The following is a 26,296-nucleotide window of genomic DNA, read 5'->3' as shown; positions in this document are numbered from 1 at the left end:
ACCCATGACGTCGGTGGGCCCGGTTAGGGTCAGGCCGTGACCTTGACCGTGCACCGGGCGGCGAGCACCGCGGCTCTGGCCGACGGCCTCGCCGAGTTGCTGTGCGACCCGCTCGACGATCCCTTCGCGACCGAGGTCGTCGCGGTGCCGGCCAAGGGTGTCGAGCGCTGGCTGGCCCAGCGACTCTCCCATCGTCTGGGGGCAGGCCCCGGGCGCGACGACGGCATCTGTGCCGGTGTCCGCTTCCTCAACCCGCACTCGCTCGTGGCGCTCGTGCTGGGCATCGAGCGCGACGACCCTTGGCAGCCCGAGCAACTCGCCTGGCCGGTCCTGCGTGCGCTCGATGCCTCCGTGACGGAGGGGTGGGCACACACCCTGGCGACCCATCTCGGTCACGGTGTGGCGGGCATCGAGGGCGAGCTGCGCCGCGGCCGGAGGTATGCCGTGGCTCGTCGGCTTGCGGGACTCTTCTCCGACTATGCCCTCCAGCGTCCCGGCATGATCGCGGACTGGCGCACCGGGGGGCATGGCGACGGCCTTGACGGAGAGTTGGCCGCCGATCTGTCGTGGCAGCCCCACCTGTGGAGACTGGTGCTCCAACAGGTGGGCGGCGAGCCGCCGGACGTTCGGCTGGACCGTGTCGTTGCGGCCCTCAGCGCCGACACGCACGACGCCGGTGGCCTGGACCTCCCCGGCCGTCTGTCCCTCTTCGGACACACCCGGATCGCCCGCAGCGAGATGGCCGTCATCGGGGCGCTCAGTGAGCATCGGGAGGTCCACCTCTGGTTGCCTCAATCCTCACCGGCCGCCTGGGACAGGCTGCGAAACAGCGCATCTCAGGGGCCGGTGCGGCGTCGGGACGACGACTCGGGTGTCATCGTGCAGCACTCCCTCCTTGCGTCGCTCGGCCGCGATGCCCGCGAGCTGCAGCGCACGCTCGCCCTCGCGCCGGACCGTGAGGAAAACGCACTCGGTGCCCGCGACACCGCCCCCAGGACGTCCCTTCTCGGGCTGCTGCAGGCCGACATCGCCGCCGACCACTCACCGACGGCCGCGGATCGGGCGGCCCGCGGCATACCGATCGTGGACCGGAGCCTGCAGGTCCATGCCTGCCACGGCACAGCCCGCCAGGTCGATGTGGTGCGTGATGTGCTCGTCGACCTCCTGCAGCGTGATCCGACGCTGGAGCCTCGCGACATCCTGGTCATGTGTCCGGACATCGATGCCTTCGCGCCGCTGCTGCACGCAGGCTTCGGGCTCGGCGAGTCTGTCCGCGACGCCACGGCCCACCCGGCGCACGAGTTGCGCGTCCACCTCGCGGATCGGGCACCGGTGCACACCAACCCGCTCATCGGGCTCGCGGTGCGACTGGTCGAGTTGGCCGGGGGCCGATTGACCGCCAGTGAGGTCCTCGACGTCGTCCGCACGGCACCGGTGCGCCGTCGTTTCGCGCTCAGTGAGGACGATCTCGACCGGATCAGCGACTGGGTCGCCTCCGTTGTCGTCCGCTGGGGCCTCGACGGCGAGCACCGCGGTGACTACCAACTCGCCGGCCTCTCCCAGAACACCTGGGCTGCGGGTGTCGACCGGATCCTCGTCGGTGCCGCAGTCGATGGCGTGGACGTCGACCATCTCGGCACGACTCTCGCCCTCGACGACCTCGACAGCGCCGACCTCGAGCTCGCCGGCTCGCTCGCCGAGCTCATCGACCGGCTGGGGTCCACGTTGCGCGCGTTTCGGACCGCCACCGAGGTCGACAGCTGGGTCGACGCCTTGCGCGACGGCGTCCACGGACTCGCGGACGTGCCCTTGGCCGACCGGTGGCAGGCGGCCGCCTTCGACCGCGAGTTGGCCCGAATCCGCGCGGCCGCCACAACGTCATCCGGCCTGACGACCTTGTCGCTCAGCGACATTCGCGCCATGCTCACCAGTCAGGCCGGTGGGCGTCCCACTCGCTCGAGTTTCCGCACCGGCACCCTGACGGTGTGCACGATGGTCCCGATGCGCTCGGTTCCCCATCGGGTGGTCGCGCTCATCGGAATCGACGATGGCGTCTTCCCCCGCACCACCAACCCCGACGGCGACGATGCGATGGCGCGCTCGCCGATGACCGGTGAGCGCGACCCACGGAGCGAGGACCGCCAACTCCTCCTCGATGCCGTCATGTCGGCGACCGACACGCTGGTCGTCACGTATGCCGGGTTCGACGAGCACTCGGGGCAGGTCCGCCCGCCGTCGGTGCCCCTGGGTGAACTCCTGGACGCCGTGCGGGCCACGGCATCCGGTGCGGGTGTCGATCGGCTGGTGACCGAGCACCCGCTCCAACCCTTCGACCCCCGCAATCTCGGTGCTGCACCCGATGGTGCCGCAGCCCTGCTGCCCGACGATCGACCCTTCAGTCACGACCCCGGTGCGCTCGTCGGGGCCCGCAGCGCCCTCGGCGTCCGTCAGGATCGCGTCCTGCTCGGCGGGCAGCAGCTCGCAGCCGCAGATCGCGCCGTCGTCGACCTGGCCGATCTCTGCCGATTCTTCGACAACCCGGCGAAGGCCTTCCTGCGCGACCGCCTGGCCATGACCTTGCCGTACGTCCCCGACGTCAAGGGCGAAGGGATCCCGATCGAACTCGAAAGCCTGGAGTTATGGGGGGTCGCCGACCGGATCCTGACCGCCGTTCTCGACGGCCGCGACCCCATGATGGTCATCGACGCCGAACTGTGGCGGGGCGAGTTGCCCCCGGGCATGCTCGGACAGCGCGTGCTCCAGGGCCTGCTCACCAAGGTGCAGCCGGTGGCCAACCGCGTCTGGCAGGTCACGGGCACCACGCCGGGTGCGCGGCTCGATCGCGCCAGCATCGACATCGACATCGACCTTCCGAGTGGGCGCCGCCTCACCGGCACGATCGGCGACCTCGTCGGCGGGCACGCGGTGGCGTTCAGCTACTCCGCACTCGCGGCCAAGCACCGGATCCGGTCGTGGATCCTGTCCCTCGCACTGTCGGCGGATGGCCACGGCCCGGCGACCAGTCACGCCATCGGGCGGCAGTCGATGGCCACCGCCGGCCCGCACGAGCCCAGCGCCGCCCTCGAGGTGCTCGACCGGCTGATCGACCTGCGAGATCGCGGTCTGCGCGAGGTCGTGCCGCTCCCGCCCAAGACCAGCCTGACGTGGGCGCAGACCTGGCTGCGCGGCATACCCAATGAGCCGAAGGCGGATGCGGCCGCGGACAAGGAGTGGGTCGGGGGAAACTTCCCCGGTGAGCGCGACGACGCCAGTTGGCGGCACGTGCTCGGTGACCGGGCACCACTGTCCGACCTGACCCGAGCCCGACGCGCCGACGAGGAATGGGTGCCCGATGTCGGCGGCCGGCTCGGGCAGTTCGCCCTGCGCCTGTGGACCCCGATCCTCGCCGACGGCAGGGAGCGGGTGACCCGATGACCGCACCCTTGGCGGCGACGCCCTTCTCCATCACCGATCCGCTGCCGACCGGCACCGTGCTGCTCGAGGCGAGTGCCGGCACCGGGAAGACCTGGACGATTGCGGCCCTGGTGACCCGTTGGGTGGCCGAGGGACTCGTGACCCTGCCGGAGATGCTCATCGTCACCTTCGGCCGCGCCGCCAGCCAGGAGCTCCGGGCCCGCGTGCGCGAGCGGCTCACCGAGGTCGAGCACGACCTGGGCGAGCCACCGCCGATGCACGAGCGGGACGACCTGGTCGCCCTCCTTCTCGACACGACCGACGACGAGATCGCGGTGCGACGGCGGCGCATTCGCACCGCATTGACCCAATTCGACGCGGCCACCATCGCCACGACGCACCAGTTCTGCCAGCAGGTGCTCCGCAGCTTGGGCGTGGCCGGCACGACCGATGCGTCCGCGGTCCTCGTCGAGGACCTCGACGACGTGCTCGTCGACGTCGTCGACGATCTCTACCTGCGGGCCTTCGGTCAGGCATCGGACGCCCCGTTTTTCGGGCGTTCCGAGGCCCTGACCATCGCTCGTACAGCCGTCGACGACATCCATGCGCAGTTGCGGCCCTCAGGCGCCGACCCCACGAGCGACGTGGGGCGCCGAGTGCGCTTCGCCCAAGCCGTGCGGGACGAGGTCGACGTGCGCAAACGCCGGCTCCAGGTCATGCACTACAACGACCTGCTCACCCAACTCGCGGGAGCCCTCGAAGCGCCGGATTCGCCTGCACGACAGCGCATGCGGGATCGTTGGCGAGTGGTGCTCGTCGACGAGTTCCAGGACACCGACCCGATTCAGTGGCAGGTGCTCGACCGGGCCTTCACCGGCCATGCCCTGGCCATGGTCCTCATCGGCGACCCCAAGCAGGCCATCTATGCCTTCCGGGGGGGCGACGTCGTGACCTACCTGCGTGCAGCAGCAACGGCAGGGACGGCCCAGACGCTCGCGACGAACCATCGCTCCGACGAGCCCGTCGTCAGGGCGCTGGGTGCCTTTCTCGGCGGGGCCGAACTCGGCGACCCTCGGATCGCTGTCCATCCCGTCGACGCAGCCCATCACGGCTCACGGTTGGCCGGTATGCCGTCCGGCGGCCCGGTCCGCCTGCGCCAGGTCCTGCTCGAGGACCACCTGGGTGGCAAGGCCACCGTTGGCGGCGTCCGGCACTTCATCGCCGATGACCTGGCGCGCGACATCGCCCACCTGCTCTCCTCATCGGCCACCTTCGAGGGTCGGCCTCTTCGCGCCCGCGACATTGCGGTGCTCGCCCATCGCGGCGAGGATCTCGTCGATGCCCAGCGTGCGCTCGCCCGGGTCGGGATCACGGCGGTCAGTGGCGGTGGCGCGAGCGTGCTGACCAGCGCCGCCGCCCATGACTGGTTGGCACTGCTCGAGGCCATGGCTGCGCCCCACCGCAGCCTGCTCACCCGGGGAGCCGCGCTCACCGATTTGCTGGGCCACAGCGCCACCGAGCTGGACCAAGCCGGCGAGGAGTTCGATGACCTTCTCGCGCAGCGCTGCCGCGACCTTGCCGGGACCTATTCGCGTCAGGGCGTTGCGGCCGTGCTCGAGGTGCTGACGACCGAGGGACTGCCGGAGCGCGTCCTGCGCCTGGTCGGTGGTGAGCGCACGATGACCGACCTGCGCCACGTGGCAGAGGTGCTCCATGAGGCGGCGCAACGAGACGGGCTCGGACTCAACGCCCTGCTGGAGTGGCTTCGGGCCGCCATGGCGCAGGACGCCCCCGGGACCAGTGGGGCCCGCACCCGCCGCCTCGACAGTGACGCGGCGGCCGTCCAGTTGGTGACCATCCACGGCAGCAAGGGTTTGCAGTACCCCATCGTCTATCTCCCGGCGGTCGCCAACCGTTGGATCTCCGACAGCCCCGCCATCCCGCTCTTCCACGAGCGTGATGCCGCCGGAGAGTTGGTGCGCTGCATCGACGTCGGTGGTCCACGGCCGGAGAACGACTGGGACGACGCGGTGGCCGCACACCGAGCCGAGGAGGCCGGGGAGTCGCTCCGGCTGCTCTACGTCGCGCTGACCCGGGCCCAGAGCCAGGTTGTGCTGTGGTGGTCACCCAACACGACGGTCACGAACTCCGCGCTGCACCGACTCGCCTTCGGTCGAGGACCCGGGGTCGGTCAGGTGCCGGACTCCTTCCGCAGCCAACGCGACGACGACGCAACGGTTCGCTTCACGGCGTGGGCCGATCAGGGAGCTCTGGTCCTGGAGCGGGCTGATCCGCGCACGGCCGTCGGGCTCGCCTCCCACGACCGCGTGCCCGATCTCCGCATCGCTGACTGGTCCCGCACCATCGACCGGGCGTGGACACGAACCTCCTACACCGCCCTGTCGACACCACGTGACGGTGCCGCGGCCGGCGCCCCATCCCAGCGTCCAGGTGTGGAGAGCGAGCCCGAGTTCACAGCGCGCGAGGACGAGCCGGACGGTGTCGATCCGGGAGCGGACGGCGTCGTCGCCTCGTCGGCCGGCAAGGTCGAATTCGCCGACCTGCCCTCTCCGATGGCCGACCTCCCTGTCGGTGCCACTTTCGGTTCCCTCGTCCACGCGGTCCTTGAGCACGCCGATCCCCAGGCCACCGACCTGCGCGCGGAGTTGCTCGCGACTCTCGAGGAGCAATTGCTCCAATGGCCGGTCGACCTCGACCGTGGCGACCTCGCGGACGCCCTCGTCACTGTCTGTCGGACCCCGCTCGGTCCCCTCGCCGGGAGTGTCACCCTCGCCGACATCGGGCGCTCGGACCGGCTCTGTGAACTCGACTTCGAGCTCCCCCTCGGCGGTGGTGACCTGCGACGCGACGCCCTCTCGGCCTCGACCGCGACGCTCGGTGATCTCGTTCCCCTGCTGCAGGCCCACCTCCACACCGACGATCCCGTGCTGGCCTGGGGACAGGTGCTCGCCGCCGCTCCCGATCTGGCTGCCCAGCACCTGCGGGGTTACCTCACCGGGTCGGTCGACGTCGTCCTGCGCACCGGAGGCACCTACCTCGTGGTGGACTACAAGACCAACTGGCTGGGCGCACCCGACGCTCCGCTGACCGCCGCCGATTACCGCCCGGAGCGTCTGGCGGAGGCGATGGGCCACTCCTCCTATCCCCTCCAGGCTCTCCTGTATGCCGTTGTGGCACACCGATTCCTTCGGTGGCGGCTGCGCGACTACGACCCGCAGGTCCATCTCGGCGGTGTGCTCTACCTCTACGTCCGGGGCATGTGTGGGCCGGACACTCCGAGCGTCGACGGTCACCCCTGCGGCGTCTTCTCCTGGCGCCCACCGGTCGCGCTCGTGCTGGCCGTCTCGGATCTGCTCGACGGTGACCGGACGGCCACCTCATGACCGCCTCGATGCCTCACCACGACCGCGACCGGGCGACGGCACGAAGCGCCACCGGTCTCCTGGCCACCTTCAATCAGGCCGGAGTGCTCTCTGCCGCCGATGTCCACGTCGCCACCACGCTCGCCCGGCTCGCGAGCGAACCCGACGAGCACGTCGCGCTCGCGGCCGCTCTCGCATCCCGCGCCGTCCGACACGGTTCGGTGGCCGTCGACCTTCGGACCATCGCGACGGACGCCGCCCCGCCACCGCTCGAGGACGCCGACGGCGACCTCGAACTCCTGCCCTGGCCGGACGCCGCCACGTGGACCGATGTCGTCGCCGTCAGTTCCCTGGCCCAGCAGCGCGCCCTCGTGGTCGAGCACGGGGTCGTCTACCTCCAGCGCTACCACCATCAGGAGGTGCAGGTCGTCGCGGACCTGCACGCCCGGGCCGCCCAGGTGGCGCCCCCCGTGGACGGCGACCTCTTGGATCGGGGCCTGGCCCGGGTCTTTCCCGGGGCCGGCTTTGCCGAGCAACGCGCCGCTGCCAAAAGCTCAGTGCACGCGTGGACGAGCATCATCACGGGCGGGCCGGGGACCGGGAAGACGACCACCGTCGCCGGCGTGTTGGCTCTGCTCGCCGAGCAGGCGGCCGCCTCGGGTCAGCGCCCCCTCCACGTCGGGCTGGCCGCGCCGACCGGCAAGGCCGCGGCGCGCGTCCGGGGAGCCGTGGCCGAAGCCCTGTCCGGCATCCTCAGCCGCACCCCGGAGGAGGCGACCCGTGCCGTGATTGCGCCGATCGGCGACGTGGAGGCCACCACCCTGCATCGACTCCTCGGCTGGAATCCGCACTCGCGCACGCGGTTTCGTCACCACCGGGGCAATCGCCTCCCGCACGACGTGATCCTCGTCGACGAGGCGAGCATGGTCTCCCTCACGCACATGGCCCGCCTGCTCGAGGCCGTGCGACCGACGGCAACGCTCATCCTTGTCGGCGATGCCGATCAGCTTGTGTCGGTGGACGCCGGAGCCGTTCTTGCCGACCTCGTCGCGGCCGCCGAGGACTCCTCGAACCCCCCGATCGCCCTGGCTCGGCTGCGCACTGTGCATCGCTTCGGCGCCCGGATCGGCAGACTCGCCGAGGCGCTCCGTCGTGGGGACGCCGACTTGGTGGTCGCGACCCTCCGATCCCCCGACGAGTCGGCCACCGGGGCATCCCCGTCCACGGACGCCTCCTCGGCACGTTCCCCCGGACCTGATCCGGACGGCAGTGTGCAGTGGATCGAGGAGGCCGACCCCCTGGTCCTGCGTCCGCTCCTGACCGCGCACGCACGCACTGTCCACGACGCTGCCAGTGCCGGGGATTCCGGGAGCGCCCTGGCAGCCCTGGGTGCTCACCGACTGCTGTGCGCCCACCGGGAGGGCCCATATGGCGTGCGCCGGTGGAACCAGCTGACCCAGCTCTGGCTGCAGGAAGAGACGGGCACCAGCCCCTACGAGACGATGTACCTCGGGCGGCCGGTGCTCGTCACGAAGAACGACTACGCCGTGGGCGTGCTCAACGGCGACACCGGAGTTATCGTGGCCTCACGGCGCCCCGACGGCACGCCGGTGCGGATGGCTGCCTTCGAGGGTGCTCGGGGCGAGCAGCGCTTCGCCCCGAGCCGCCTCGGAGAGATCGAGACCATGCACGCGATGACCGTGCACAAGGCGCAGGGCAGCCAGGCGGCGGAAGTCACCGTCCTGCTGCCCGACGCCGACTCGCGACTGTTGACCCGTGAGCTGCTCTACACCGCTGTCACCCGGGCCCAACAGACCGTGCGGATCGTCGGCTCCGAGGCCGTGGTGCGGGCGGCCGTCGGTCGGCGGGTCGTCCGCAGCAGCGGACTGCGCACCCGCCTGGCCGGCCCCCCTACGATGACGCCGTGAGCCCACTCGATGCCGCCATTGCCGACCTCGTCGAGGCCGGCCGCGTCGTCGTCCAGCGGGGACTGGTCCTGGCGTCCGGCGGCAACCTGTCGGCCCGTCTCGATGAGAGCCAATTCGTCGTCACGGCCTCGGGCACCTGGCTTGACCGCCTCGGGCCCGATGACTTCTCCGTCATCGACACCACCGGGCAGGTCGTTTCTGGAAACCCACGGCCCAGTGTCGAGTGGAAATTGCATCACCACACGTATGCCGCGCGCGCCGACACCGGCGCCATCGTGCACCTGCACCCCCAGCACGCGCTGCTCGTCGACATGCTCGGGCACCGGATCCGCTGCACCACCCTGGACCACGCCTACTACGTGGGGGCCGTGGCTCGCGTGCCCTTTCGGCCGGCCGGCAGCGATGAGATCGCCACTCTGGCCGCGGAGGCGGTCCGCGACGGCACGAACGCCGTCGTCCTGGCCCACCACGGCTGCTCGGCACTCGGCGACTCGACGAGCATGGCCCTGCGCCGCGCGATGAACCTGGAGGAGGCAGCGACCATGACCTATCGACTGATTCTCGCCGGGGACACCGACACCGACTTCCCTGCCGAGTTCCTGGGTCGGATCATCTCGATCTGAGGACCTGCCTCACTGGCCCGCGGTGTCGGTGATGCCCTCGTAGAGCCCGATGTGATTGCCGTCGGGGTCCTCGAAGATCGCCCACCAACTCGTGTCGGTGATCGGGGACTTCGCCATGAGGACCGTGCCTCCGCTGGCCTCGACCTTGGCGAGCGTGTCGTCGATCGAGTCCACCTCGACATAAGACCGCGGCTGCTCGAAGCCCTCGCTGCGCGGCGCGAGCCCGCCCCCACTGATCTTGTTCGGGGCCTGCCACATCGGGTAGTCCTCGAAGCCGGGAGGTGCGGCGATCTGCCAGCCGAAGAGGCCGGAGTAGAACTCCTGGGCCCGGGTCAGGTCCGCAACCGGGATGTCGATGTGGGTGATGTCGCCATGCGGCATGGTGTGTCTCCCGTGCTCGTGGCGACGCCGTCGTCGGCTTCGCCGGGTGACTCCACCATGGCATGCGGCACCGACAACCGGGGCTCTGCGTCAGTGCAGGAGCGCCAGTGATCCCAGGGCGAGCAGCCAACTCGCGAACGATCCGATGAGGAAGTACTCGGTCATCTCGTCGATGCCCAGCCCGTCAATGGCCGTGCCGTCCTTGGCCCGGGACTGCAACTCGGGGAACCGGATCAGTCCCTTGGCACCGATGACCAGGCCGGCCGCGGTCAGCTGGCCCGCCAAGCCCAGCCCGAGGATGAGCAGCCGCTCCATCGGTCCCAGGAGACGACCACCCTTGAGCCGGTCGGCCGGCTGGGTGCCGACCCTCGCCCCAGGGCGTAGGGCGCCGATCGCCACGAGCACCAGCCGCACGACGATGTTGCCGGTGGCGAGGTTGGCCAGGAGCAGGGCGGCGACGAGCAGGACGAATCGCATGCGTTCCGGCGACATCGGGCCACCGAGCAGAGGCAGGTCAGACCAGCCCAGCCACGTGCCCAGGGCGCCGCCCGGCAGGCCGGCCCAACCGGACAGGGCGAGCAGGAGAAGTCCACCTCCACCGAGGGATCCGAGCGCGAGGAGGTGGTCACGTCCGCGCGAGCCCTGGGCTCTCTCGGAGAACCACCACCACCCGGCCATCGGCGCGAGCGAGGCAGCAAGCACCAGGATGTCGGCGACCCCGATCATTCCCGTCAGGGCCGTCAGGACGACCAGCACGCCGGCCCCGAAGGCCGGCGCCAGCTCCCGTCGTCCCTCGACGACAGGGCGCACGAGGTCCATCACGGCGATCGCGAGCAGCCACAGCGCCAGCCAGCTCATGACATTCCCTTCAAGAGGTCGTGGGCGTGCAGGATCGCACCGATCCCGTGGGCGCGCACCTGCTGCGAGACCGCGGACGGACTCACTCCCTCGTCGGCGGCGATCGCCGCCTGGGTGTCACCGAGGAGCAGGCGATGCAGGATCCGCACGGGTCGTTCCGGCATCGATCCAATCACCTGGTCCTGACAGACCAGGGCGGCGTTGACGCTTGCCTCGGTCGCCGGCTCGGCCGCCCCCCGGTATGCCGTGCGCAGACTTCGCAGGCCGGCTCGCCGAGCGCTCGACTCGACACCTTCGATCGCTTCCCGGGCGGCCCACCAGCCCGGACCGTCCTGGAGTCGACCGGTGTCGTCCAGGTTCTCCACCGCGCCATACCCGATGCCGATGCGGACGTCGACCGGCGGCAACAGGTGCAGTCGGATCCGCAGGGCTGCGTCGAGGGCCGCGCCGAGGGTGCGATATCGCCCTTGGAACTCGTCACCGACCGTGACGTCGAGCCCATCGATGCCGGACACCTCGGCATTGACGGCACCAAGGGCACCCACGACGTCGCGGTGCAACCGCGACCGATCGTCCACCGCACGTGAGTTCACGATGTCACCGAGGAGTTGGTAGGAAGCCATCCCCTTGTTTGTCACACTTTGAAGCATATATCTAATGTTTAGTCATTCTCTATAGTCTGTATGAATGAAGCTCTATCCTTCCTCAATCATTCGCTGGCCGGTGGCCGGCTCGACGACCCCGCGCTCAGTGACGATCGCCGACACCATGCGTGCGGGGGTCACGTCGAATGCTGGGTTGAAGCCCTCGCTTCCAGCAGGCGCCACCCGCACTCCGGCATATGAGGTGACCTCCACACCCGAGCGCTCCTCGATCTCGATGTCCTCCCCTGACGCCGTCGCCAGATCGACGGTCGACCACGGTGCCGCCACGACGAATGGCACGCCCGCCTCGCGGCAGGCCAACGCCACAGCGACGGTGCCGATCTTGTTCGCGACATCGCCATTGGCCGCGATCCGATCCGAGCCGACAATGGCGCAGTCGACGAGGCCGCGCAGAATGGTCGACGCGGCCGCGCCGTCGACCTGCACGACATGAGGAATTCCCTCCTGCGCCAGCTCGTAGGCCGTCAGGCGCGCCCCCTGCAGCAGGGGCCGCGTCTCATCGGCATACACGAGCTCCAGGCGGTCGCGGCTGGCCAGTTCGCGAACCAACCCCAGGGCCGTGCCCCACCCTGCGGTTGCGAGCGCGCCGGCGTTGCAATGGGTAAGCACCCGCAGACGCGGCCGGTCGACGCGCGCCAGCAGCCAGTCCGCCCCCAGTCGGGACAGCTCGCGATTGGCTGCTTCGTCCTCCACAGCGACACGACGGGCGGCCTCGAGCACGGCGTCCCTGCCCTGGTCGATGAGACCGCGGACCTGGTCGACACCCCACGCGAGATTGACGGCGGTGGGCCGCGCCGCAGCGATCCGGTCGACTGCCTCCAGCACCTCGTCGGCGGACCAGCCGCGCTCGGCGCCCTCGTCCAGCGCGGTGACAACGCCCATCGCACCAGCCACGCCGAGCGCGGGAGCACCCCGCACGGCCAGGATCGCGATGGCATCCACCAATGCATCGACGGACTTGATGTCGAGGTGAACGCTCTCCCCGGGCAGTTTGGTCTGGTCGAGCAGGCGAAGCCGGTCAGTCGCAGGGTCCCACTCGATGGCGCGCACGGTCACGACGCGAACCCTACGGCCTCTGGCCTTTGTCCCGGAACGGGAGCACAGTGGAGGGAGGCGACCAAAGGAGTTCTCGTGAGCAGCGATCACAGCAAGCGACTCATCGTCGGCGTCGACGGATCACACCTGTCCAACGCGGCCGTGCGCTGGGCGGCCCGCAGCGCGCAACTTCGGGGCCTCGACCTCCACCTCGTGCACGCTCTCGCCGGAGACATGCCGCTGCTGGGTTTCGGCGCCCGCGACGACCTCGATCCCATACGGCGGCAGGCACAGGCCACCCTCGAGGCCGCCAAGGCCCAAGCGCACGCTGTGGACCCCGACCTCACCGTGACCACGAGTTGCCAGAAGGGTTTCGCGAGCAAGGCACTCGTGCGGGCCTCGACGGGCGCGGCGGGCATCGTTCTGGGCACCAATGGGCACGGGACCCTGTCGCGGGCTTCGGTGGGTGCCGTGGCGCAGCAGGTGGCGACCTACGCCAAGTGCCCCGTCGCCGTGATCCCCCGCGAGTCACCGGCCCAGGCCGAGCACGGTGTGGTGGTCGTCGGTGTGGACACCTCCACTACGGCTCGCCGCGCCCTCCAGCGCGCCTTCGACCATGCCGTGGTCCGAGGCTGCGCCCTCCAGGTGGTGCACGCCTGGAACCCGCGAGGCGCCGACAATCCCGCCCGGGGGCAGAGCGGCTCCTGGGATGCCTACGCCAAGAAGTTCGAGGCCATCGTCGACCAGACCCTGGAGTCCTCGCGTCGTGAACACCCGCGCACCGACGTGGCGGGTCGAGGTCGTCAAGGGCGACCCCCGGCGGGTGCTCGCCGATCGCAGCGCGGACGCCGACCTCGTCGTGCTCGGCGCCCGCGGGGACGGCGGCTTCCCCGGCATGCACATCGGACGGGTCGCCCTGCACCTCATGGGACATTCGGCGAGCCCGGTCATCCTCGTCCGCTGACCCTCCCGGGCTTCAGAGGGTCTCAGTCGCGCCGAGTTGGTCGAGCACGACCGACCACTCCCACGCGATCTGCTCCCACGCGGCATACCGGCCGCTGCGACCGCCGTGCCCGGCTGCCATCTCGGTGCGCAGCAGGATCGGTCGGGTCTCCGGGTCGCTTGTGACCGTCGCCCGCAGCCGCGCCACCCATTTGGCCGGCTCGGTGAAGAAGACGCGGGTGTCGTGCAGGCTCGTCGTCGCGAGGATCGCGGGATAGTCCCGCGCCGTGACGTTCTCATACGGGGTGTACGCCTTCATGCACGCATAGACCTCGGGGTCCTCGATCGGGTTGCCCCATTCCTCCCACTCGCCGATGGTCAGCGGCAGCTCGGGGCGCAGGATCGTGTTGAGGGCGTCGACGAAGGGCACCGAGGCGTGGGCCACCCGAAAGAGCTCGGGAGCCTGGTTGACGACCGCCCCGACGAGCAGGCCACCGGCCGACCCGCCTTCCAGACCCAGGCGCTTCGGATCCACCCAGCCCTCGTCGCCGAGCAACCGCGCCGCAGCAACGGTGTCGGAGAACGTGTTCGGCTTCTCGAGCAACTTGCCGTGGTCATACCAGTGCCGACCCATCTCGCCGCCACCACGCACGTGCGCCACGGCATACACCACCCCGCGGTCGAGCACGGAGAGGCGAGCCACCGAGAAGTAGGGGTCACTGGAGATCTCGTAGGCCCCGTATGCCGTGAGCAGGCCGGGCGCGCTGCCGTCCGCCGGGACGTCCGTGCGCCGGACGATCGACACCGGGACCCTGGTCCCGTCCTGTGCATTTGCCCACGCTCGGTGCTGGACATAGCGAGAGGCGTCGAAGTCTGCGAGGACGGGCTGCTGCTTGATCAGCTCACGGTCCCCGGTGGCCAGGTCGATCTCGAGGACCGAGCCGGGCGTGACGAAGGATTCATAGCCCACCAGAACCTTCGGATTGCTCGGGTCGGGGTTCACGTCCAGGCCCACCGAGTGGATCGGCTCGTCGAAGGTGAGGTCGTCGGGTGTCCCAATTCCACTGTCCGACAACGGAAATACCCGCAGCGAGGTCAGGCCGTCCTTGCGCAGGCTGAGCACGAGGTGGGCGTCGAAGGCGTCGGTTCCCAGAAATCGCTCGCCCGCGGCCGAGGCCTGCACGAGGCGCCAGTCGGCATCTGAGGTCGAGTCGACCGGAGCCCACGCGAGATCGGATTCGACGTGGTCACGGTTGTGGACGATGAACAGGCGCGAACCGTGGGGCTCGACGTCGTACTCCACGCCCTCGCGTCGAGGCGAGACGATCCGCCACTCTCCCTCCGGGTCGTCGGCAGGCAGCAGGCGCACCTCACTGGTGGTCTTGGTGCCGAGCGAGAGCGTGAGCCAACGCTCGTCGCGGCTGCTTCCCAGACCCATCCAGTACCGCTCGTCATCCTCCTGATGGACTAGCACGTCCCCGGCAGGGTCGGCGCCGACGCGGTGACGCCAGACCTGGAAGGGTCGCCAGGCGTCGTCGAGTCGGGTGTAGAAGAGCCATTGACCGTCCGTCGAGAAGACCACGCCGTAGCCGATGCCCCGGATCCGGTCGTCAAGGACCTCCCCGGTCGAGAGGTCACGAACGGTGAGATCGAATCTCTCGTCACCCGTGGTGTCGGTCGCGAAGGCGAGACGGTTGTGGTCCGGAGCGATCGCCAGGGCGCCCACCGAGAAGAACTCACTGTCTCCGGCCTCGACATTGCCGTCGAGGAGCACCTCCTCGCCCTCGATGGGCCGGTCAGCGTCCAGGTTGGGACGCTCGGCGTGAACCGCCCGCGGGGCTCGGCAGTGCAGACCATAGGACTTGCCCTCGATCGTGCGTCCGTAGTACCACCACGGACCGTCCGCAACGGGCACCGACAGGTCGGTCTCCTTTACCCGCGACTTGATCTCGGAGAAGATCGCCGCCCGCAAGGGGGCCAAGTGGGAGGTGCGCTCCTCGGCATACGCGTTCTCGGCTTCGAGGTGGGCCTGAACCCGGGGGGACTCGCCGTCCCGAAGCCACTCATAGGGGTCGAGGACCCGGTCGCCGTGGAACACCCGGACGTGGTCCTCGGTGGCCGCAACAGGCGGCTGGGGAGTTGCCTCACTCATGATCATCCTCCGGTCAGGCAGCGCGGTCCGAGGAGGACCTTGAGGTCACCGAAGAGGGCATCGGAGGCCAGCACACGGTAGTTCTCGTCGAGGCGCAGGTCGACCACCCGGCCCGGCTTGACCAAGCGGAGGTGCACGTCGGTGCTCCCGGGGTGGTTGGTGAGGATGCCCTTGAGCTCCTCGATCCGGCCGGTCGTTGCCCGCAGCGTCTCCATCGTCACCACGACCGGGCCGCGTGGCCCGTCGGTCAGCTCGGGCAGGGTGAGCTCCTGGGCGTTGATCGCGATGGAGTCCTCGCGCCGGTTGACCTTGCCGCGCACGACGGCGACGACGTCCTGATGGAGCATCGTCTGGACCGTCATGTAGGAGCTCGGGAAGAAGAGGCACTCGATCGCGCCGGCAAGGTCCTCGACCGTCGCGATGGCCCACAGATCGCCCTTCTTGGTCCGCTTGATCTGCAGACCGGTGATGAGGCCGGCCACGGTCACCATCGACCCATCGGGCTTGCCGTCCTCAGCGGTCAGCGCCGAGATCTCGGTGTCGGCGTGCTGCGCCAGGACGTGTTCGACGCCGAAGAGTGGGTGGTCGGAGACGTAGAGACCGAGCATCTCGCGCTCGAAGGTGAGGAGCGTCTGCTTGTCCCATTCCACGGCAGGCACGGGTGTCAGGCCGAGCATGTCAGTCTCCGAACCGCCCCCGTCGTCGTCGCCGAAGGAGCCGAAGAGGCTGTCCTGCCCGATCGCCTCCTGCTTCTTGATCGCGACGAAGGCGTCGACATACTCCTCGTGGATCCGCAGCAGGCCCATCCGCTTCTCGGTCAAACCGTCGAAGGCGCCCCCCTTGATGAGCGACTCGATGGTGCGCTTGTTGGCGACGACCGCGCCGCACTTGGAGAGGAAGTCCTTGAAGGACGTGAAGGCGCCCTTCTCCTCTCGGGCCCGGATGATCTCGTCGACGACGTTGTGCCCGACGTTGCGGACGGCCTGGAGGCCGAAGCGGATGTCGGCGCCAACGGCGGCGAAGCGTGCGACCGACTCGTTGACGTCCGGCGGGAGGACCTTGATGCCCATCCGCCGGCACTCCCCCAAGTAGAGGGCGGACTTGTCCTTGTCGTCGCCGACGCTGGTGAGCAGGGCCGCCATGTACTCGGCCGGGTAGTTCGCCTTGAGGTAGGCGGTCCAGTACGACACCAGCCCGTATGCCGCGGTGTGCGCCTTGTTGAACGCGTAGTCCGAGAAGGGGACGAGGACACCCCAGAGCGCCGCGACCGACGCCTCGTTGAAGCCCTTGGCCTTCATCCCTTCGGAGAAGGGGACGTACTCCTTGTCGAGCACTTCCTTCTTCTTCTTGCCCATGGCGCGTCGCAGCAGGTCGGCATTGCCCAGGGTGTAGCCCGCCAGCTTCTGGGCGATCTCCATCACCTGCTCCTGGTAGATCACCAGGCCATGGGTCATGCCGAGGATCGGCTCGAGGGCCGCCACCATCTCCGGTTGCAACTTGCCCTTGAGTTGCGGGTCGAGCGGGATGAGCTCCTGCTTGCCGTTCTTGCGCAGGGCAAAGTTAGTGTGGGCGTTGACGCCCATGGGGCCGGGTCGATAGAGGGCGAGGGCGGCCGAGATGTCCTCGAAGTTGTCCGGCTGCATGAGCCGCAGCAGCGAGCGCATGCCGCCACCGTCGAGCTGGAAGACCCCGAGGGTGTCGCCGCGCCCCAGCAACTGGTAGGTCGCCTTGTCGGTCATGTCCTTGGACAGGGCGTCGAGGTCGATGTCCTCGCCCCGGTTGGCCTTCACGTTCTCGAGTGCGTCGTCGAGGATCGTGAGGTTCCGCAGGCCGAGGAAGTCCATCTTGACCAGGCCGAGGGACTCACAGCTGGGGTAGTCGAACTGGGTGATGACCTGGCCGTCCTGCAGCCGGCGCATGATCGGGATGACATCGATGAGGGGCTCGCTCGACATGATGACGCCCGCGGCGTGCACGCCCCACTGCCGCTTCAGGCCCTCGATGCCCTTGGCCAGTTCGACGACCTCGCCGGCCGCCGGGTCCTCGGCGACCACGCCGCGGAACTCGACGCCCTCGGCATACCTCTTGGCCTCGGGGTCGTAGAGGTCGGCGAGCGAGACACCCTTGCCCATCACCACGGCCGGCATCGCCTTGGTGAGCTTCTCCCCCATCGCGAAGGGGTGACCCATGATCCGCGCGGAGTCCTTGACCGCCTGCTTGGCCATGATCGTGCCGTAGGTGACGATCTGCGCGACGCGCTCGGAGCCGTACTTCCTGGTGACGTACTGGATGACCTCGCCACGGCGGCGCTCGTCGAAGTCGACGTCGAAGTCGGGCATGGACATGCGCTCGGGATTGAGAAAACGCTCGAAGATCAGGCCGTGCGGGACGGGGTCGAGGTCGGTGATCCCCATCGCGTAGGCACACATCGAGCCGGCACCCGATCCACGGCCCGGTCCGACCCGAATTCCGTTGTCCTTGGCCCAGTTGATGAAGTCGGCGACGACGAGGAAGTAGCCGGCATACCCCTTGGAGACGATGACGTCGATCTCGAAGGTGGCCTGGGTCGCGGCATACTCCGGCACGCCCTCGGGGAAGCGCCGGCGCAGCCCGGCGTTGACCTCCTTGACGAACCAGGTCTGCTCGTCCTCTCCCTCGGGGCAGGGGAAGCGCGGCATGTAGCGCCCCTCCTGCTCGGTGAAGGACACCTCGCACCGCTCGGCGATGAGCAGGGTGTTGTCGCAGGCCTCCGGCAGCTCCCGGAAGAGATGACGCATCTCCGCGGGCGACTTGAGGTAGTAGCCCGTGCCCTCGAACTTGAACCGGCCCGGGTCGAGCAGGGTGTTGCCCGAGTTGATGCAGAGCAGTGCGTCCTGGGCCTTGTCGTCCTCGGGCTTGACGTAGTGCAGGTCATTGGTCGCCAGCAGCGGCAGACCGAGATCCTTGCCGAGGCGCATGAGGTCCTCGCGGGTGCGGCGCTCGATGCTGTTGCCGTGGTCCATGAGCTCGAGGAAGTAGTTCTCGGCGCCGAAGATGTCGCGGAACTCCGCCGCTGCCTCCCGGGCCAGGTCGTACTGACCCAACCGCAGGCGTGTCTGGATCTCACCGCTGGGGCAGCCGGTCGTCGCGATCATCCCCTTGCCGTAGCGATGGAGCAGCTCACGGTCGATGCGGGGCCATTTGGCGTAGACCTGGTCCAGGCTCGCGAGCGAACTCATCGTGAAGAGGTTGGCCATCGACGCGTTGTCGGTGGCCAACATCGTCATGTGCGTGTAGGCGCCGCCCGCGGAGACGTCGTCGGACCGCGCAGTGCGCTCGTCCCCCCACAACGTGCGCGTCTTGTCGGTGCGGTGCGTCCCCGGCGTCACATAGGCCTCGACGCCGATGATCGGCTTGACGCCGGTGTCCTTGGACTTCTTCCAGAAGTCGTAGGCGCCGAAGAGGTAGCCGTGATCAGTTGTCGCGATCGCGGGCATCCCCATCTCGGCCGCGCGCTTGTAGAGGTCCCCGATCCGCGCGGCGCCGTCGAGCATGGAGTACTCGGTGTGGACGTGCAGGTGCACGAAGTTCTCGGAGGCGGGGATCGCGGACATCGCCAGCCATCCTAGGTCGCTCCCCCGACAGCCTTCACCGCCTCGCCGCGCTGTGACGGATGGGGCGACTGAGGTATGCCGCGGGGCTCAGTGGGCGGCCGCCAGTCGCTCCAGCGCCTCGTCCAGGTCGGCCGGGTAGGACGATTCGAAGGTGACCCATTCGCCGGAGCCGGGGTGCTCGAAACCCAGGGCCATGGCGTGCAACCACTGCCGTTCCAGGCCGAGCCGCCTGGCCAGATTCGGGTCGGCTCCGTAGAGCGGGTCACCCACGCACGGATGCTTGATCGCGGCCATGTGGACGCGGATCTGGTGGGTCCGCCCGGTCTCGAGTTTGACCTCGAGGAGGCTGGCGAAACGGAAGGCCTCGATCAGCTCGTAGTGCGTCACCGAGGGCTTGCCCGAGTCCATGACGGCGAACTTGAACTCAGCACCGGGTTTGCGCCCGATGGGCGCGTCGATGGTGCCCACCAGGGGATCGGGCAGGCCTTGCACGAGCGCGTGATAGGTCTTGTCGACCCGGCGCTCCTTGAAGGCCCGTTTGAGCACCGTGTAGGCCCGCTCGCTCTTGCAGACGACCATGAGGCCACTCGTGCCCACATCGAGGCGCGACACGATGCCCTGGCGCTCGCTTGCGCCACTGGTGCTGATCCGGTAACCCGCGGCCTTGAGCCCGGACAGGACGTTGGGGCCGGTCCAGTTCAGGCTGGGGTGGGCGGCCACGCCCACTGGCTTGTCGACGACGACGATCTCGTCGTCGTCGTGGACGATCCGCATGCCGGGGACCGGTTCGGCGACGATCTCGAGGGTCACACTGGGCTCGGTCCCCGGGAGGACGACCTCGAGCAGGTCCTCGGCGTGGACCCGGTGTGACTTCGAGACGGTGGAGCCGTTGACGCTCACCTCGCCGTCGGTGGCGAGGTCGGCCGCTCGTGATCTGGAGAGCCCGAAGAGGCGGGAGATCGCCGCGTCGACCCGCTCGCCGGCCAGACCATCCGGGACGAGCATGGTGCGTCGGTCAGTCATCGTCACTCCGGTATGCCGTTGGCTCACCCTTGTCCCCCGGGTGAGGGCTGCGGAAAGAGAGGATGACGACCAGGCCAGCAGCCACGACGATCGCGATGTCGGCGACATTGCCGATGAACAGACCGAAGTAGTCGAGGAAGTCCACGACGTGGCCGCGGAACAGACCCGGAGCGCGGAAGACGCGATCGACGAGGTTGCCGGCCGCCCCGCCGAGCAACAGGCCGATCGTCGCGGCCCAGGCGCCCGTCGTGATGCGCCTCAACGACGCGAGGATCGCGGCGACGATGAGCACCGACAAGATGGTGAGAACCCAGGTCATGCTGTTGCCGAGGGAGAAGGCGGCACCACTGTTGCGGATCAGGTGGAGTTGGATCCACTGGCCGATGAAGGGCTTGGCGACGCCCGGCTCAAGGGTGTCCAGCGCCCAGATCTTGCTCGCCTGATCGGCGACCAGCGTGACGAGCGCGAAGAACCCGAGCACGGCATACAGACCGGACCGGCCCCTGGCAGTTGCCGAGGCCGGTCGCGAGTCGATGGGATCGGAAGGGGTCAGCGTCGTTCCTGCTTCGTCTTGCATGGCATGCACAGCGTCGCACGAGGGAAGGCTTGGAGTCGAAGCTTGCCCACCGGCTTGCCGCACGACTCGCAGACACCGTAGGTGCCGTCGGCGATCCGCTCCAGCGCGTGTTCGTTCTGGCGCAACACCTCTCGGGCGTTGTCGGCCAGCGCGAGCTCCTGCTCACGCTCGTAGGTTTTGGCGCCCGCGTCCGCCTGGTCGTCACCGGCACCGTCGCCGGAGTCACGCATGAGGTCGACGATCTCGGACTCCGCTTGGTCGATCTCTGCCTGCAGCTCGGCGATGTGCGCCTCGATCTCGGCCCGGATGGCCTTCAGTTCGGCGGCGGTCCACGGTGTCTCGTCCTCGAGGACGACCAGAGATCTGGGTTCCGCCTTCTTCGCCGGGGCGACCTTCTTCGCCGGGGCGACCTTCTTGGCCGCGGGAGCCGCCTTCTTGGCCGGAGCCACGGGCGCCGCCTTGTTCGCGGTAGCAGCCTTCTTGGCCGGCGCGGCCTTCTTCGCCGCGGTGGCAGCCTTTTTGGCCGGCGCCGCCTGCTTGGCCGGAGCGGATGCTTTGCTCACGGCCCTGCGGGCCGACGAGACAGCCGACTTGGCCGCGGCCATGACTCGCGTGGCAACCATCCCTGGATCCTCATTTCGTCGTCGATGACGTGGTGGCGGGCAAGTGCAGTTCGGCACAAGATACGGGTCCGCCAACGCAGCCACAACGCGAACACACCAAAGTGGGACGAAGCCCACCCCGCAGACACCCGCAGGGGTGGGGCAAATGCCCCACCCCTGCGCAAGTGGCTGACGTCAGGACTGCTGTGCGTCGTCCTCCGCGTCACCCTCGGCCTGGTTCGCGGCCGGGTCGACGGCCGTGTGCTCGAGCTTTTCGAGCTGCTCGGAGATGAAGCCCTTCAGGCGTGAGCGGTAGTCCTTCTCGAAGCTGCGCAACTCCTCGATCTTGCGCTCGAGGAGGTTCTTGGCACTGGTCAGCTCGTCGAGGATGGAGGCCTTGCGCTGCTGGGCCTCGTGGACCATCCCCGTCGATCGCTCGCGAGCTTCGGTGATGAGCTCGTCATGACGCGACTGGGCGGCGGCGAGCAACTCATCGTGCTTGGTCTGGCCGGTCGACAGGAACTCGTCGTACTGCTGCTGACCGGTGGCGATGAGCTCGTCGTGTCGGCTCTGACCTTCGGAGATCAGCGTGTCGTGGCGCGTCTGCGCGGCGTTGATGAGTTCGTCACGGCGGCTTTCGCCCGCGGCAACGTGCTCGTCGTGAAGGCGCTGCGCCAGGGCCAGGACTCCGGCGGCAGAGCCAGCACCCGCAGCGCCAGCACCGACCTGGGCAGCGGCGCCCATACCCTCGCCACCCGAGGCTTGGGCAGCAGCCGCCTCTGCCGTCCGCTGGGCAGCAGCAGCGACTCGCTCTTCGGCCTCACGCTCGGCCTGCTCGGCCCGAGCGTGCGCCTCTTGAATGCGCTGCTCCGCCTCCTGCTGCGCCTCCTGGGCGCGCTCGCGCAACATGGCCACGTGCTCGTCGTGGGCTGCCTGCTGCTCGCCAGCCTGCGCGCGCTCTGCCTGCTGCTGGTCCCAGGCGGACCGCTCGTCGGCGAAGGACGCCCGCTCCTGCTCCCAGGCGGAGCGGTCGTTGTCATGCGCCTGAGTGAGGGCGGCGTAGGCCTCGCCGGACTCGCGCACCTGGCCCTCGAGCTCGGCAATCCTGGCCTCGAGCTCACCGTTGCGAGAACGCAACTCGTCGGCTTCGCCGCTGTCGACGACGGCCCCTCCGGCGGCAACCGGCTCGAGACCGTGTCCTTCGCGGCAGTCGTTGAGCTGGTTTCGGAGTTCGTCACCCTCCTTGGCGGCGCGACGCATCTCGACCACGATGTCGTCGAGGAAGTCGTCGACCTCGCGCTCGTCGTAGCCACGACGGAACTGCGTGGTGGTGAACGTCTTGTTCAGGACGTCCTCGGGTGAGAGGGCCATCTCAACTCCTCATTCAGGCCTGTTGATGTGGGTGGGCCACCATGTGACAGGTGGGGCCCGGAGAGCAAGCCTAGAGGATCGCGAGCAGAACGTAGAGCACGACCACCAACAGCAGGAATGCCAGGTCGAGGGCCACCCCCCCGATCCGCAAGGGCGGCACCACCTTGCGCAGGGCCCGCAGCGGCGGGTCCGTCAGGGTGTAGACGGTCTCGGCGACCACCAGCATCACGCCCTTGGGTCGCCAGTCGCGGGCGAAGACCCGGATCCAGTCCAGGATCAGCCGCCCGAAGACAACCAGAAGGTAGACCCAGACGATCAGGTGGAGGAGTTGGCGGACGGCATACATGTCGACAGTCTCACCAGTGGAACTGGGGATTCCCTGAGCGGGAGGCCTCAGCTCTGGTTGAAGAGCGGACGGTTGGGTGCGGCATACTCCTCCGCGTTGACCTCGAGGGTCTCCGGCGAGAGAAGGAAGACCTTGCTCGTGACCCGCTCGATCGAGCCATGCAGACCGAAGACCAAACCGGCGGCGAAGTCCACGAGACGCTTGGCGTCGGCGTCGTCCATGTCGGTGAGGTTCATGATGACCGGCACGCCCTCCCGGAAGTTCTCACCGATCGTCTTGGCCTCGTTGTAGGTGCGCGGGTGAATGGTCGTGATCCGCGAGACCCCCAGCCCGGCGTGCTGACGAACGACCGACGCGACGGGACGGTGTGAGTCGATCGAGGTCACGGGAGCAGCTGGCGCATCGTCATAGTGCTCTTCGTAGTGGCCGTCATAGTCGTAGTCATGCCGACCCTGGTCCTCGGCCAAGCCGAGGTAGACCATCGTCTTGCGGAGCGCGCCGCTCATTGGAACTCCTTCGCTTGCGGTGGCCCTTGAGTCAGCTGGCCGTCCTGTCGCGTTCGAAGTTACCCAAGTGACGGACGAGAACCGAGGATTGCGGTCCCGACACGCAGGTGTGTCGCGCCGTGCCGCACCGCCGCCTCGAGATCCCCACTCATCCCTGCGGACAACCACGTCGCCTCGGTATGCCGCTCGAGCACGCCGGCGTGGAGGTCGGCCAGGCGGGCGAACGCGACCTCGGGGTCGCCACCGAGCGGGGCCACCGCCATCAGTCCCCGAAGGCGCAGGGCAGGCTCGGCCGCCACCTCGTCGACCAGATCGTCGAGGCCGGCGGGTGCCACACCACCCCTGCCGGGCTCAGCGTCGAGGCAGACCTGGACGAGGACCTCGAGGGGGTCGACGCGATCAACCCGCGCCAACGCACGGACCAGTTTGGACCGGTCGAGGGAATGGACCACATCGGCCGCGCGCGCCACGGCCGCCGCCTTGTTGCTCTGGAGTTGTCCGATGAAGTGGACGCGAGGGTGCGCTTCGCCGTCCCACTCGGCCGCCTTGGCGCGCAGTTCCTGCTCCTTGTTCTCCCCGATGTCGGTGACCCCTAACTCACGCAGGATCGTGATGTCGCTCACCGGGAACCGCTTGGTCACGACGATCAACGAGACCGGATCGGCCCGCTCAGCGGCCGAGCGTGCCTCGTCGATCCGCTGGAGCACTCGGGCAAGGTTGTCGCGCAATTCCTGCGCGCGCGACATCACGGTGCCTTCCGCACGATGAAGCCACCGAATCTGCCGGTGACACCGTCGCGACGATGCGAGAACAGGCGAAGATCCTCGCGCGCACAACCTGCAACCCATGAGATGTCGACATGGAGGTCGTGCAACTGGGCGACAACACCGCCAGCCACGTCGATGGCTGGGGTCCCCGTCCAGCTCACGGCCCTGGACTCGGGAGTGACAGAGGCGGCCTCCTCGCGCAGCTCGAGCGGTACTTCGTAGCAGCGACTGCACACCGACGGCCCGACGACCGCACTGATGCTCTGGGCACCGAGGTCGCGCATCGTCGAAACCACCTGTCCGACAACACCTTTCATCATCCCGGGGCGGCCCGCATGGACGGCGGCCACAGCCGGCCCCGCCACATCCCAGAGCAGGACGGGCGTGCAATCGGCGACGAGGGCCGCCAGCGCCAGCCCGGGGGTGAGCGTGACAAGTGCATCGGCATCGGGGGTGCAATCCGGCACCGCCTCGATGACGGCCACGTCCGCTCCATGACACTGGTTCATGAAGGCCACGGCCGGTACTCCCAAGGCGGACGCGACCCGGTTCCGGTTCTCCGTCACATCGGCCGGGTCGTCACCAACGCGCGACCCCAGATTGAGCGAGTCATAGGGGGCAGCGCTGACTCCCCCGCTCCTGCTGGTGAAGGCACGGGTCAGCCCCTCACTGTCGTCGCGCCAATGGAACACGCCTCCACCGTAGACGCGAGGCGGGGTGGGCGATGACTCGCCCACCCCGCCTCTGGTGGATGTGTCCGATCTTGCGATCAGGTACCTGGTTTCACTTGAGGAAGTCGGGGACGTCCAGGTCGTCGCCGTCCTCGAAGGTCACGGTGCGCGGTGGGACCTGCCGCGGTTGCGCGGGTGCGCCCGGCTCCCCTGCGTGACGAGGCTGGGTCTCGGAGCTCCCGGCCGTCGGGGCAGCCGTGGACGGCGAGGACGTGGCGTTGTCGGCTGCGTCGGGTCGAGTCGCGGGCGCCGTGTTCAGTGAAGACCCGCCCTGTGTCGCCGAGGTCGGGGCCGGGGAGGTCGTGCGCGACTGGATCGAGCCGAGTGCCCGACCGTCCTCGCGGCGATTGGGTGTGCCCCCATCGAAGCCGGCGGCAATCACCGTCACGCGCACCTCGTCGCCGAGGGCGTCGTCGATGACCGCACCGAAGATGATGTTGGCCTCCGGGTGCGCCGCTTCCTGGACCAGCTTGGCGGCCTCGTTGATCTCGTAGAGACCGAGGTCGCTGCCGCCCTGGACCGAGAGCAGCACACCGTGAGCGCCGTCGATGCTCGCCTCGAGCAGGGGGCTGGAGATGGCCAATTCGGCCGCCTGGATGGCGCGGTCCTCGCCGCGGGCCGAGCCGATGCCCATGAGCGCCGAGCCCGCACCCTGCATGACCGACTTGACGTCGGCGAAGTCGAGGTTGATCAGTCCGGGCGTCGTGATCAGGTCGGTGATGCCCTGGACACCTGAGAGCAGCACCTGGTCAGCGCTCCGGAAGGCATCCATCATCGAGACGCTGCGATCGCTGATGGAGAGCAGTCGGTCGTTGGGGATGACGATGAGGGTGTCCACCTCTTCGCGCAACGCTCCGATGCCGGTCTCGGCCTGGTTGGCCCGGCGACGACCCTCGAAGGTGAAGGGGCGGGTGACCACGCCGATCGTCAGGGCGCCGAGATTCTTGGCGATCTTGGCCACAACAGGCGCGCCACCGGTCCCGGTGCCGCCACCCTCGCCGGCGGTGACGAAGACCATGTCGGCCCCCTTGAGGACCTCTTCGATCTCCTCGGCGTGGTCCTCGGCGGCCTTCTTCCCGACCTCGGGGTCAGCCCCGGCTCCGAGCCCGCGGGTGAGCTCGCGGCCCACGTCGAGCTTGACGTCGGCGTCGCTCATCAACAGAGCCTGGGCGTCGGTGTTGATCGCGATGAACTCGACGCCCTTGAGACCGACCTCGATCATGCGGTTGATGGCGTTCACACCGCCGCCGCCGACGCCGACGACCTTGATGACGGCCAAATAGTTCTGGGGTGTTGCCACGGTCGGGGCCTCTCGTTGGATATCCAAGTCTCGATCTTCACTTGACGGTAACAGTTCGGTCACGGCTCCGTCGGGATGACGCTAGGCGGCGAGCACAGG

Annotated in this window: 20 protein-coding genes and 1 pseudogene; 6 read left to right on the top strand and 15 right to left on the bottom strand. The window is 68.8% G+C overall.

The features are described from left to right. Positions 1–36 precede the first annotated feature (36 nt). Genes recC through BN10_RS02695 form a run of 4 tightly spaced genes read left to right on the top strand, consistent with a single transcriptional unit; the run spans position 37 to position 9,348 of the window. Positions 37–3,435: an exodeoxyribonuclease V subunit gamma gene (recC, locus tag BN10_RS02710; RefSeq protein ID WP_010849626.1), complete on the top strand. Its 3,399-nt coding sequence runs from the start codon at positions 37–39 to the stop codon at positions 3,433–3,435. Further along, positions 3,432–6,818 carry a UvrD-helicase domain-containing protein gene (locus tag BN10_RS02705; RefSeq protein WP_010849625.1) on the top strand — a complete coding sequence of 1,129 codons (3,387 nt, stop codon included), beginning with the start codon at positions 3,432–3,434 and terminating at the stop codon, positions 6,816–6,818. Before recC ends, BN10_RS02705 begins: the two co-directional genes overlap by 4 nt. Further along, positions 6,815–8,725 carry an exodeoxyribonuclease V subunit alpha gene (gene recD, locus BN10_RS02700; protein ID WP_010849624.1) on the top strand — a complete coding sequence of 637 codons (1,911 nt, stop codon included), beginning with the start codon at positions 6,815–6,817 and terminating at the stop codon, positions 8,723–8,725. The genes BN10_RS02705 and recD overlap by 4 nt, the downstream gene beginning before the upstream one ends. Next, positions 8,722–9,348, top strand: coding sequence for a class II aldolase/adducin family protein (locus tag BN10_RS02695; RefSeq protein ID WP_010849623.1), 627 nt, complete (start codon positions 8,722–8,724; stop codon positions 9,346–9,348). Before recD ends, BN10_RS02695 begins: the two co-directional genes overlap by 4 nt. Before the next feature lie 9 nt (positions 9,349–9,357). Here BN10_RS02695 and BN10_RS02690 read toward each other — a convergent pair whose 3' ends face one another. From BN10_RS02690 to mtnA, 4 genes are all read right to left on the bottom strand, one after another. After that, complete coding sequence (locus BN10_RS02690) at positions 9,358–9,729, bottom strand: VOC family protein (protein WP_010849622.1); 372 nt, start codon at positions 9,727–9,729, stop codon at positions 9,358–9,360. 90 nt (positions 9,730–9,819) lie between these two features. Further along, positions 9,820–10,587, bottom strand: coding sequence for a hypothetical protein (locus BN10_RS02685; RefSeq protein WP_010849621.1), 768 nt, complete (start codon positions 10,585–10,587; stop codon positions 9,820–9,822). Next, positions 10,584–11,225 (bottom strand): SatD family protein, encoded by a 642-nt coding sequence (locus BN10_RS02680; RefSeq protein ID WP_198013991.1) that lies wholly within the window; start codon positions 11,223–11,225, stop codon positions 10,584–10,586. Before BN10_RS02680 ends, BN10_RS02685 begins: the two co-directional genes overlap by 4 nt. Positions 11,226–11,282: 57 nt before the next feature. After that, positions 11,283–12,308, bottom strand: coding sequence for an S-methyl-5-thioribose-1-phosphate isomerase (gene mtnA / locus BN10_RS02675; protein WP_010849619.1), 1,026 nt, complete (start codon positions 12,306–12,308; stop codon positions 11,283–11,285). Here mtnA and BN10_RS18200 point away from each other — a divergent pair. Together BN10_RS18200 and BN10_RS17165 are read left to right on the top strand one after the other, a co-directional pair. Continuing rightward, positions 12,222–13,034: pseudogene (locus BN10_RS18200) on the top strand (universal stress protein); the annotation flags it as partial. The gene mtnA and the pseudogene BN10_RS18200 overlap by 87 nt on opposite strands. 19 nt (positions 13,035–13,053) lie before the next feature. Beyond that, the gene (locus tag BN10_RS17165; RefSeq protein ID WP_010849618.1) at positions 13,054–13,251 is read left to right on the top strand and encodes a universal stress protein; all 198 of its coding nucleotides are present in this window, start codon (positions 13,054–13,056) and stop codon (positions 13,249–13,251) included. Between the two features lie 12 nt (positions 13,252–13,263). On the opposite strand, the gene BN10_RS02660 is transcribed toward BN10_RS17165, so the two are convergent. The 11 genes from BN10_RS02660 to ftsZ all read right to left on the bottom strand — a co-directional run bounded on the left by BN10_RS02660 (position 13,264) and on the right by ftsZ (position 26,197). Further along, positions 13,264–15,387 carry a S9 family peptidase gene (locus tag BN10_RS02660; RefSeq protein ID WP_010849617.1) on the bottom strand — a complete coding sequence of 708 codons (2,124 nt, stop codon included), beginning with the start codon at positions 15,385–15,387 and terminating at the stop codon, positions 13,264–13,266. Further along, the gene (gene dnaE, locus BN10_RS02655) at positions 15,384–18,974 is read right to left on the bottom strand and encodes a DNA polymerase III subunit alpha (RefSeq protein ID WP_010849616.1); all 3,591 of its coding nucleotides are present in this window, start codon (positions 18,972–18,974) and stop codon (positions 15,384–15,386) included. Before dnaE ends, BN10_RS02660 begins: the two co-directional genes overlap by 4 nt. A gap of 87 nt (positions 18,975–19,061) precedes the next feature. Further along, positions 19,062–19,997, bottom strand: a complete 936-nt coding sequence (locus BN10_RS02650) for an RluA family pseudouridine synthase (protein ID WP_010849615.1) — start codon at positions 19,995–19,997, stop codon at positions 19,062–19,064. Further along, on the bottom strand, positions 19,990–20,478 hold the full coding sequence (gene lspA / locus BN10_RS02645) for a signal peptidase II (protein ID WP_233354245.1): 489 nt from the start codon (positions 20,476–20,478) through the stop codon (positions 19,990–19,992). Before lspA ends, BN10_RS02650 begins: the two co-directional genes overlap by 8 nt. A gap of 68 nt (positions 20,479–20,546) precedes the next feature. After that, the gene (locus tag BN10_RS02640; RefSeq protein WP_010849613.1) at positions 20,547–21,197 is read right to left on the bottom strand and encodes a TraR/DksA family transcriptional regulator; all 651 of its coding nucleotides are present in this window, start codon (positions 21,195–21,197) and stop codon (positions 20,547–20,549) included. A 174-nt stretch (positions 21,198–21,371) separates the two neighbouring features. Beyond that, positions 21,372–22,547, bottom strand: a complete 1,176-nt coding sequence (locus tag BN10_RS02635; protein ID WP_010849612.1) for a DivIVA domain-containing protein — start codon at positions 22,545–22,547, stop codon at positions 21,372–21,374. A 70-nt stretch (positions 22,548–22,617) separates the two neighbouring features. Beyond that, the gene (locus tag BN10_RS02630) at positions 22,618–22,893 is read right to left on the bottom strand and encodes a YggT family protein (RefSeq protein ID WP_010849611.1); all 276 of its coding nucleotides are present in this window, start codon (positions 22,891–22,893) and stop codon (positions 22,618–22,620) included. Positions 22,894–22,940: 47 nt separating this feature from the next. Further along, a complete protein-coding gene (locus tag BN10_RS02625; protein ID WP_010849610.1) occupies positions 22,941–23,399 on the bottom strand; it encodes a cell division protein SepF in 459 nt (152 codons plus the stop codon). 59 nt (positions 23,400–23,458) lie between these two features. Then, entirely contained in the window at positions 23,459–24,145 is a 687-nt protein-coding gene (locus BN10_RS02620; RefSeq protein WP_010849609.1) for a YggS family pyridoxal phosphate-dependent enzyme, read from the bottom strand. Then, the gene (locus BN10_RS02615) at positions 24,145–24,858 is read right to left on the bottom strand and encodes a polyphenol oxidase family protein (protein WP_010849608.1); all 714 of its coding nucleotides are present in this window, start codon (positions 24,856–24,858) and stop codon (positions 24,145–24,147) included. Before BN10_RS02615 ends, BN10_RS02620 begins: the two co-directional genes overlap by 1 nt. A gap of 91 nt (positions 24,859–24,949) precedes the next feature. Further along, on the bottom strand, positions 24,950–26,197 hold the full coding sequence (gene ftsZ / locus BN10_RS02610; protein WP_010849607.1) for a cell division protein FtsZ: 1,248 nt from the start codon (positions 26,195–26,197) through the stop codon (positions 24,950–24,952). Between the last annotated feature and the right edge of the window lie 99 nt (positions 26,198–26,296).

The sequence above is a fragment of the Phycicoccus elongatus Lp2 genome, assembly GCF_000367525.1.
GTDB classification, from domain to species: domain Bacteria; phylum Actinomycetota; class Actinomycetes; order Actinomycetales; family Dermatophilaceae; genus Phycicoccus_A; species Phycicoccus_A elongatus.
Note: the sequence above shows the minus strand (reverse complement) of the source record. Positions and strands in the feature narration are given on the sequence as shown.

What these genes read in the sequence shown, in the direction of transcription:
- BN10_RS02705 (WP_010849625.1), top strand. Translation starts at nt 3,432, where the DNA reads ATGACCGCACCCTTGGCGGCGACGCCCTTCTCCATCACCGATCCGCTG.
- recD (WP_010849624.1), top strand. Translation starts at nt 6,815, where the DNA reads ATGACCGCCTCGATGCCTCACCACGACCGCGACCGGGCGACGGCACGA.
- BN10_RS02690 (WP_010849622.1), bottom strand. Translation starts at nt 9,729, where the DNA reads ATGCCGCATGGCGACATCACCCACATCGACATCCCGGTTGCGGACCTG.
- BN10_RS02685 (WP_010849621.1), bottom strand. Translation starts at nt 10,587, where the DNA reads ATGAGCTGGCTGGCGCTGTGGCTGCTCGCGATCGCCGTGATGGACCTC.
- BN10_RS02660 (WP_010849617.1), bottom strand. Translation starts at nt 15,387, where the DNA reads ATGATCATGAGTGAGGCAACTCCCCAGCCGCCTGTTGCGGCCACCGAG.
- dnaE (WP_010849616.1), bottom strand. Translation starts at nt 18,974, where the DNA reads ATGTCCGCGATCCCCGCCTCCGAGAACTTCGTGCACCTGCACGTCCAC.
- BN10_RS02650 (WP_010849615.1), bottom strand. Translation starts at nt 19,997, where the DNA reads ATGACTGACCGACGCACCATGCTCGTCCCGGATGGTCTGGCCGGCGAG.
- BN10_RS02640 (WP_010849613.1), bottom strand. Translation starts at nt 21,197, where the DNA reads ATGGTTGCCACGCGAGTCATGGCCGCGGCCAAGTCGGCTGTCTCGTCG.
- BN10_RS02635 (WP_010849612.1), bottom strand. Translation starts at nt 22,547, where the DNA reads ATGGCCCTCTCACCCGAGGACGTCCTGAACAAGACGTTCACCACCACG.
- BN10_RS02630 (WP_010849611.1), bottom strand. Translation starts at nt 22,893, where the DNA reads ATGTATGCCGTCCGCCAACTCCTCCACCTGATCGTCTGGGTCTACCTT.
- BN10_RS02625 (WP_010849610.1), bottom strand. Translation starts at nt 23,399, where the DNA reads ATGAGCGGCGCGCTCCGCAAGACGATGGTCTACCTCGGCTTGGCCGAG.
- BN10_RS02620 (WP_010849609.1), bottom strand. Translation starts at nt 24,145, where the DNA reads ATGTCGCGCGCGCAGGAATTGCGCGACAACCTTGCCCGAGTGCTCCAG.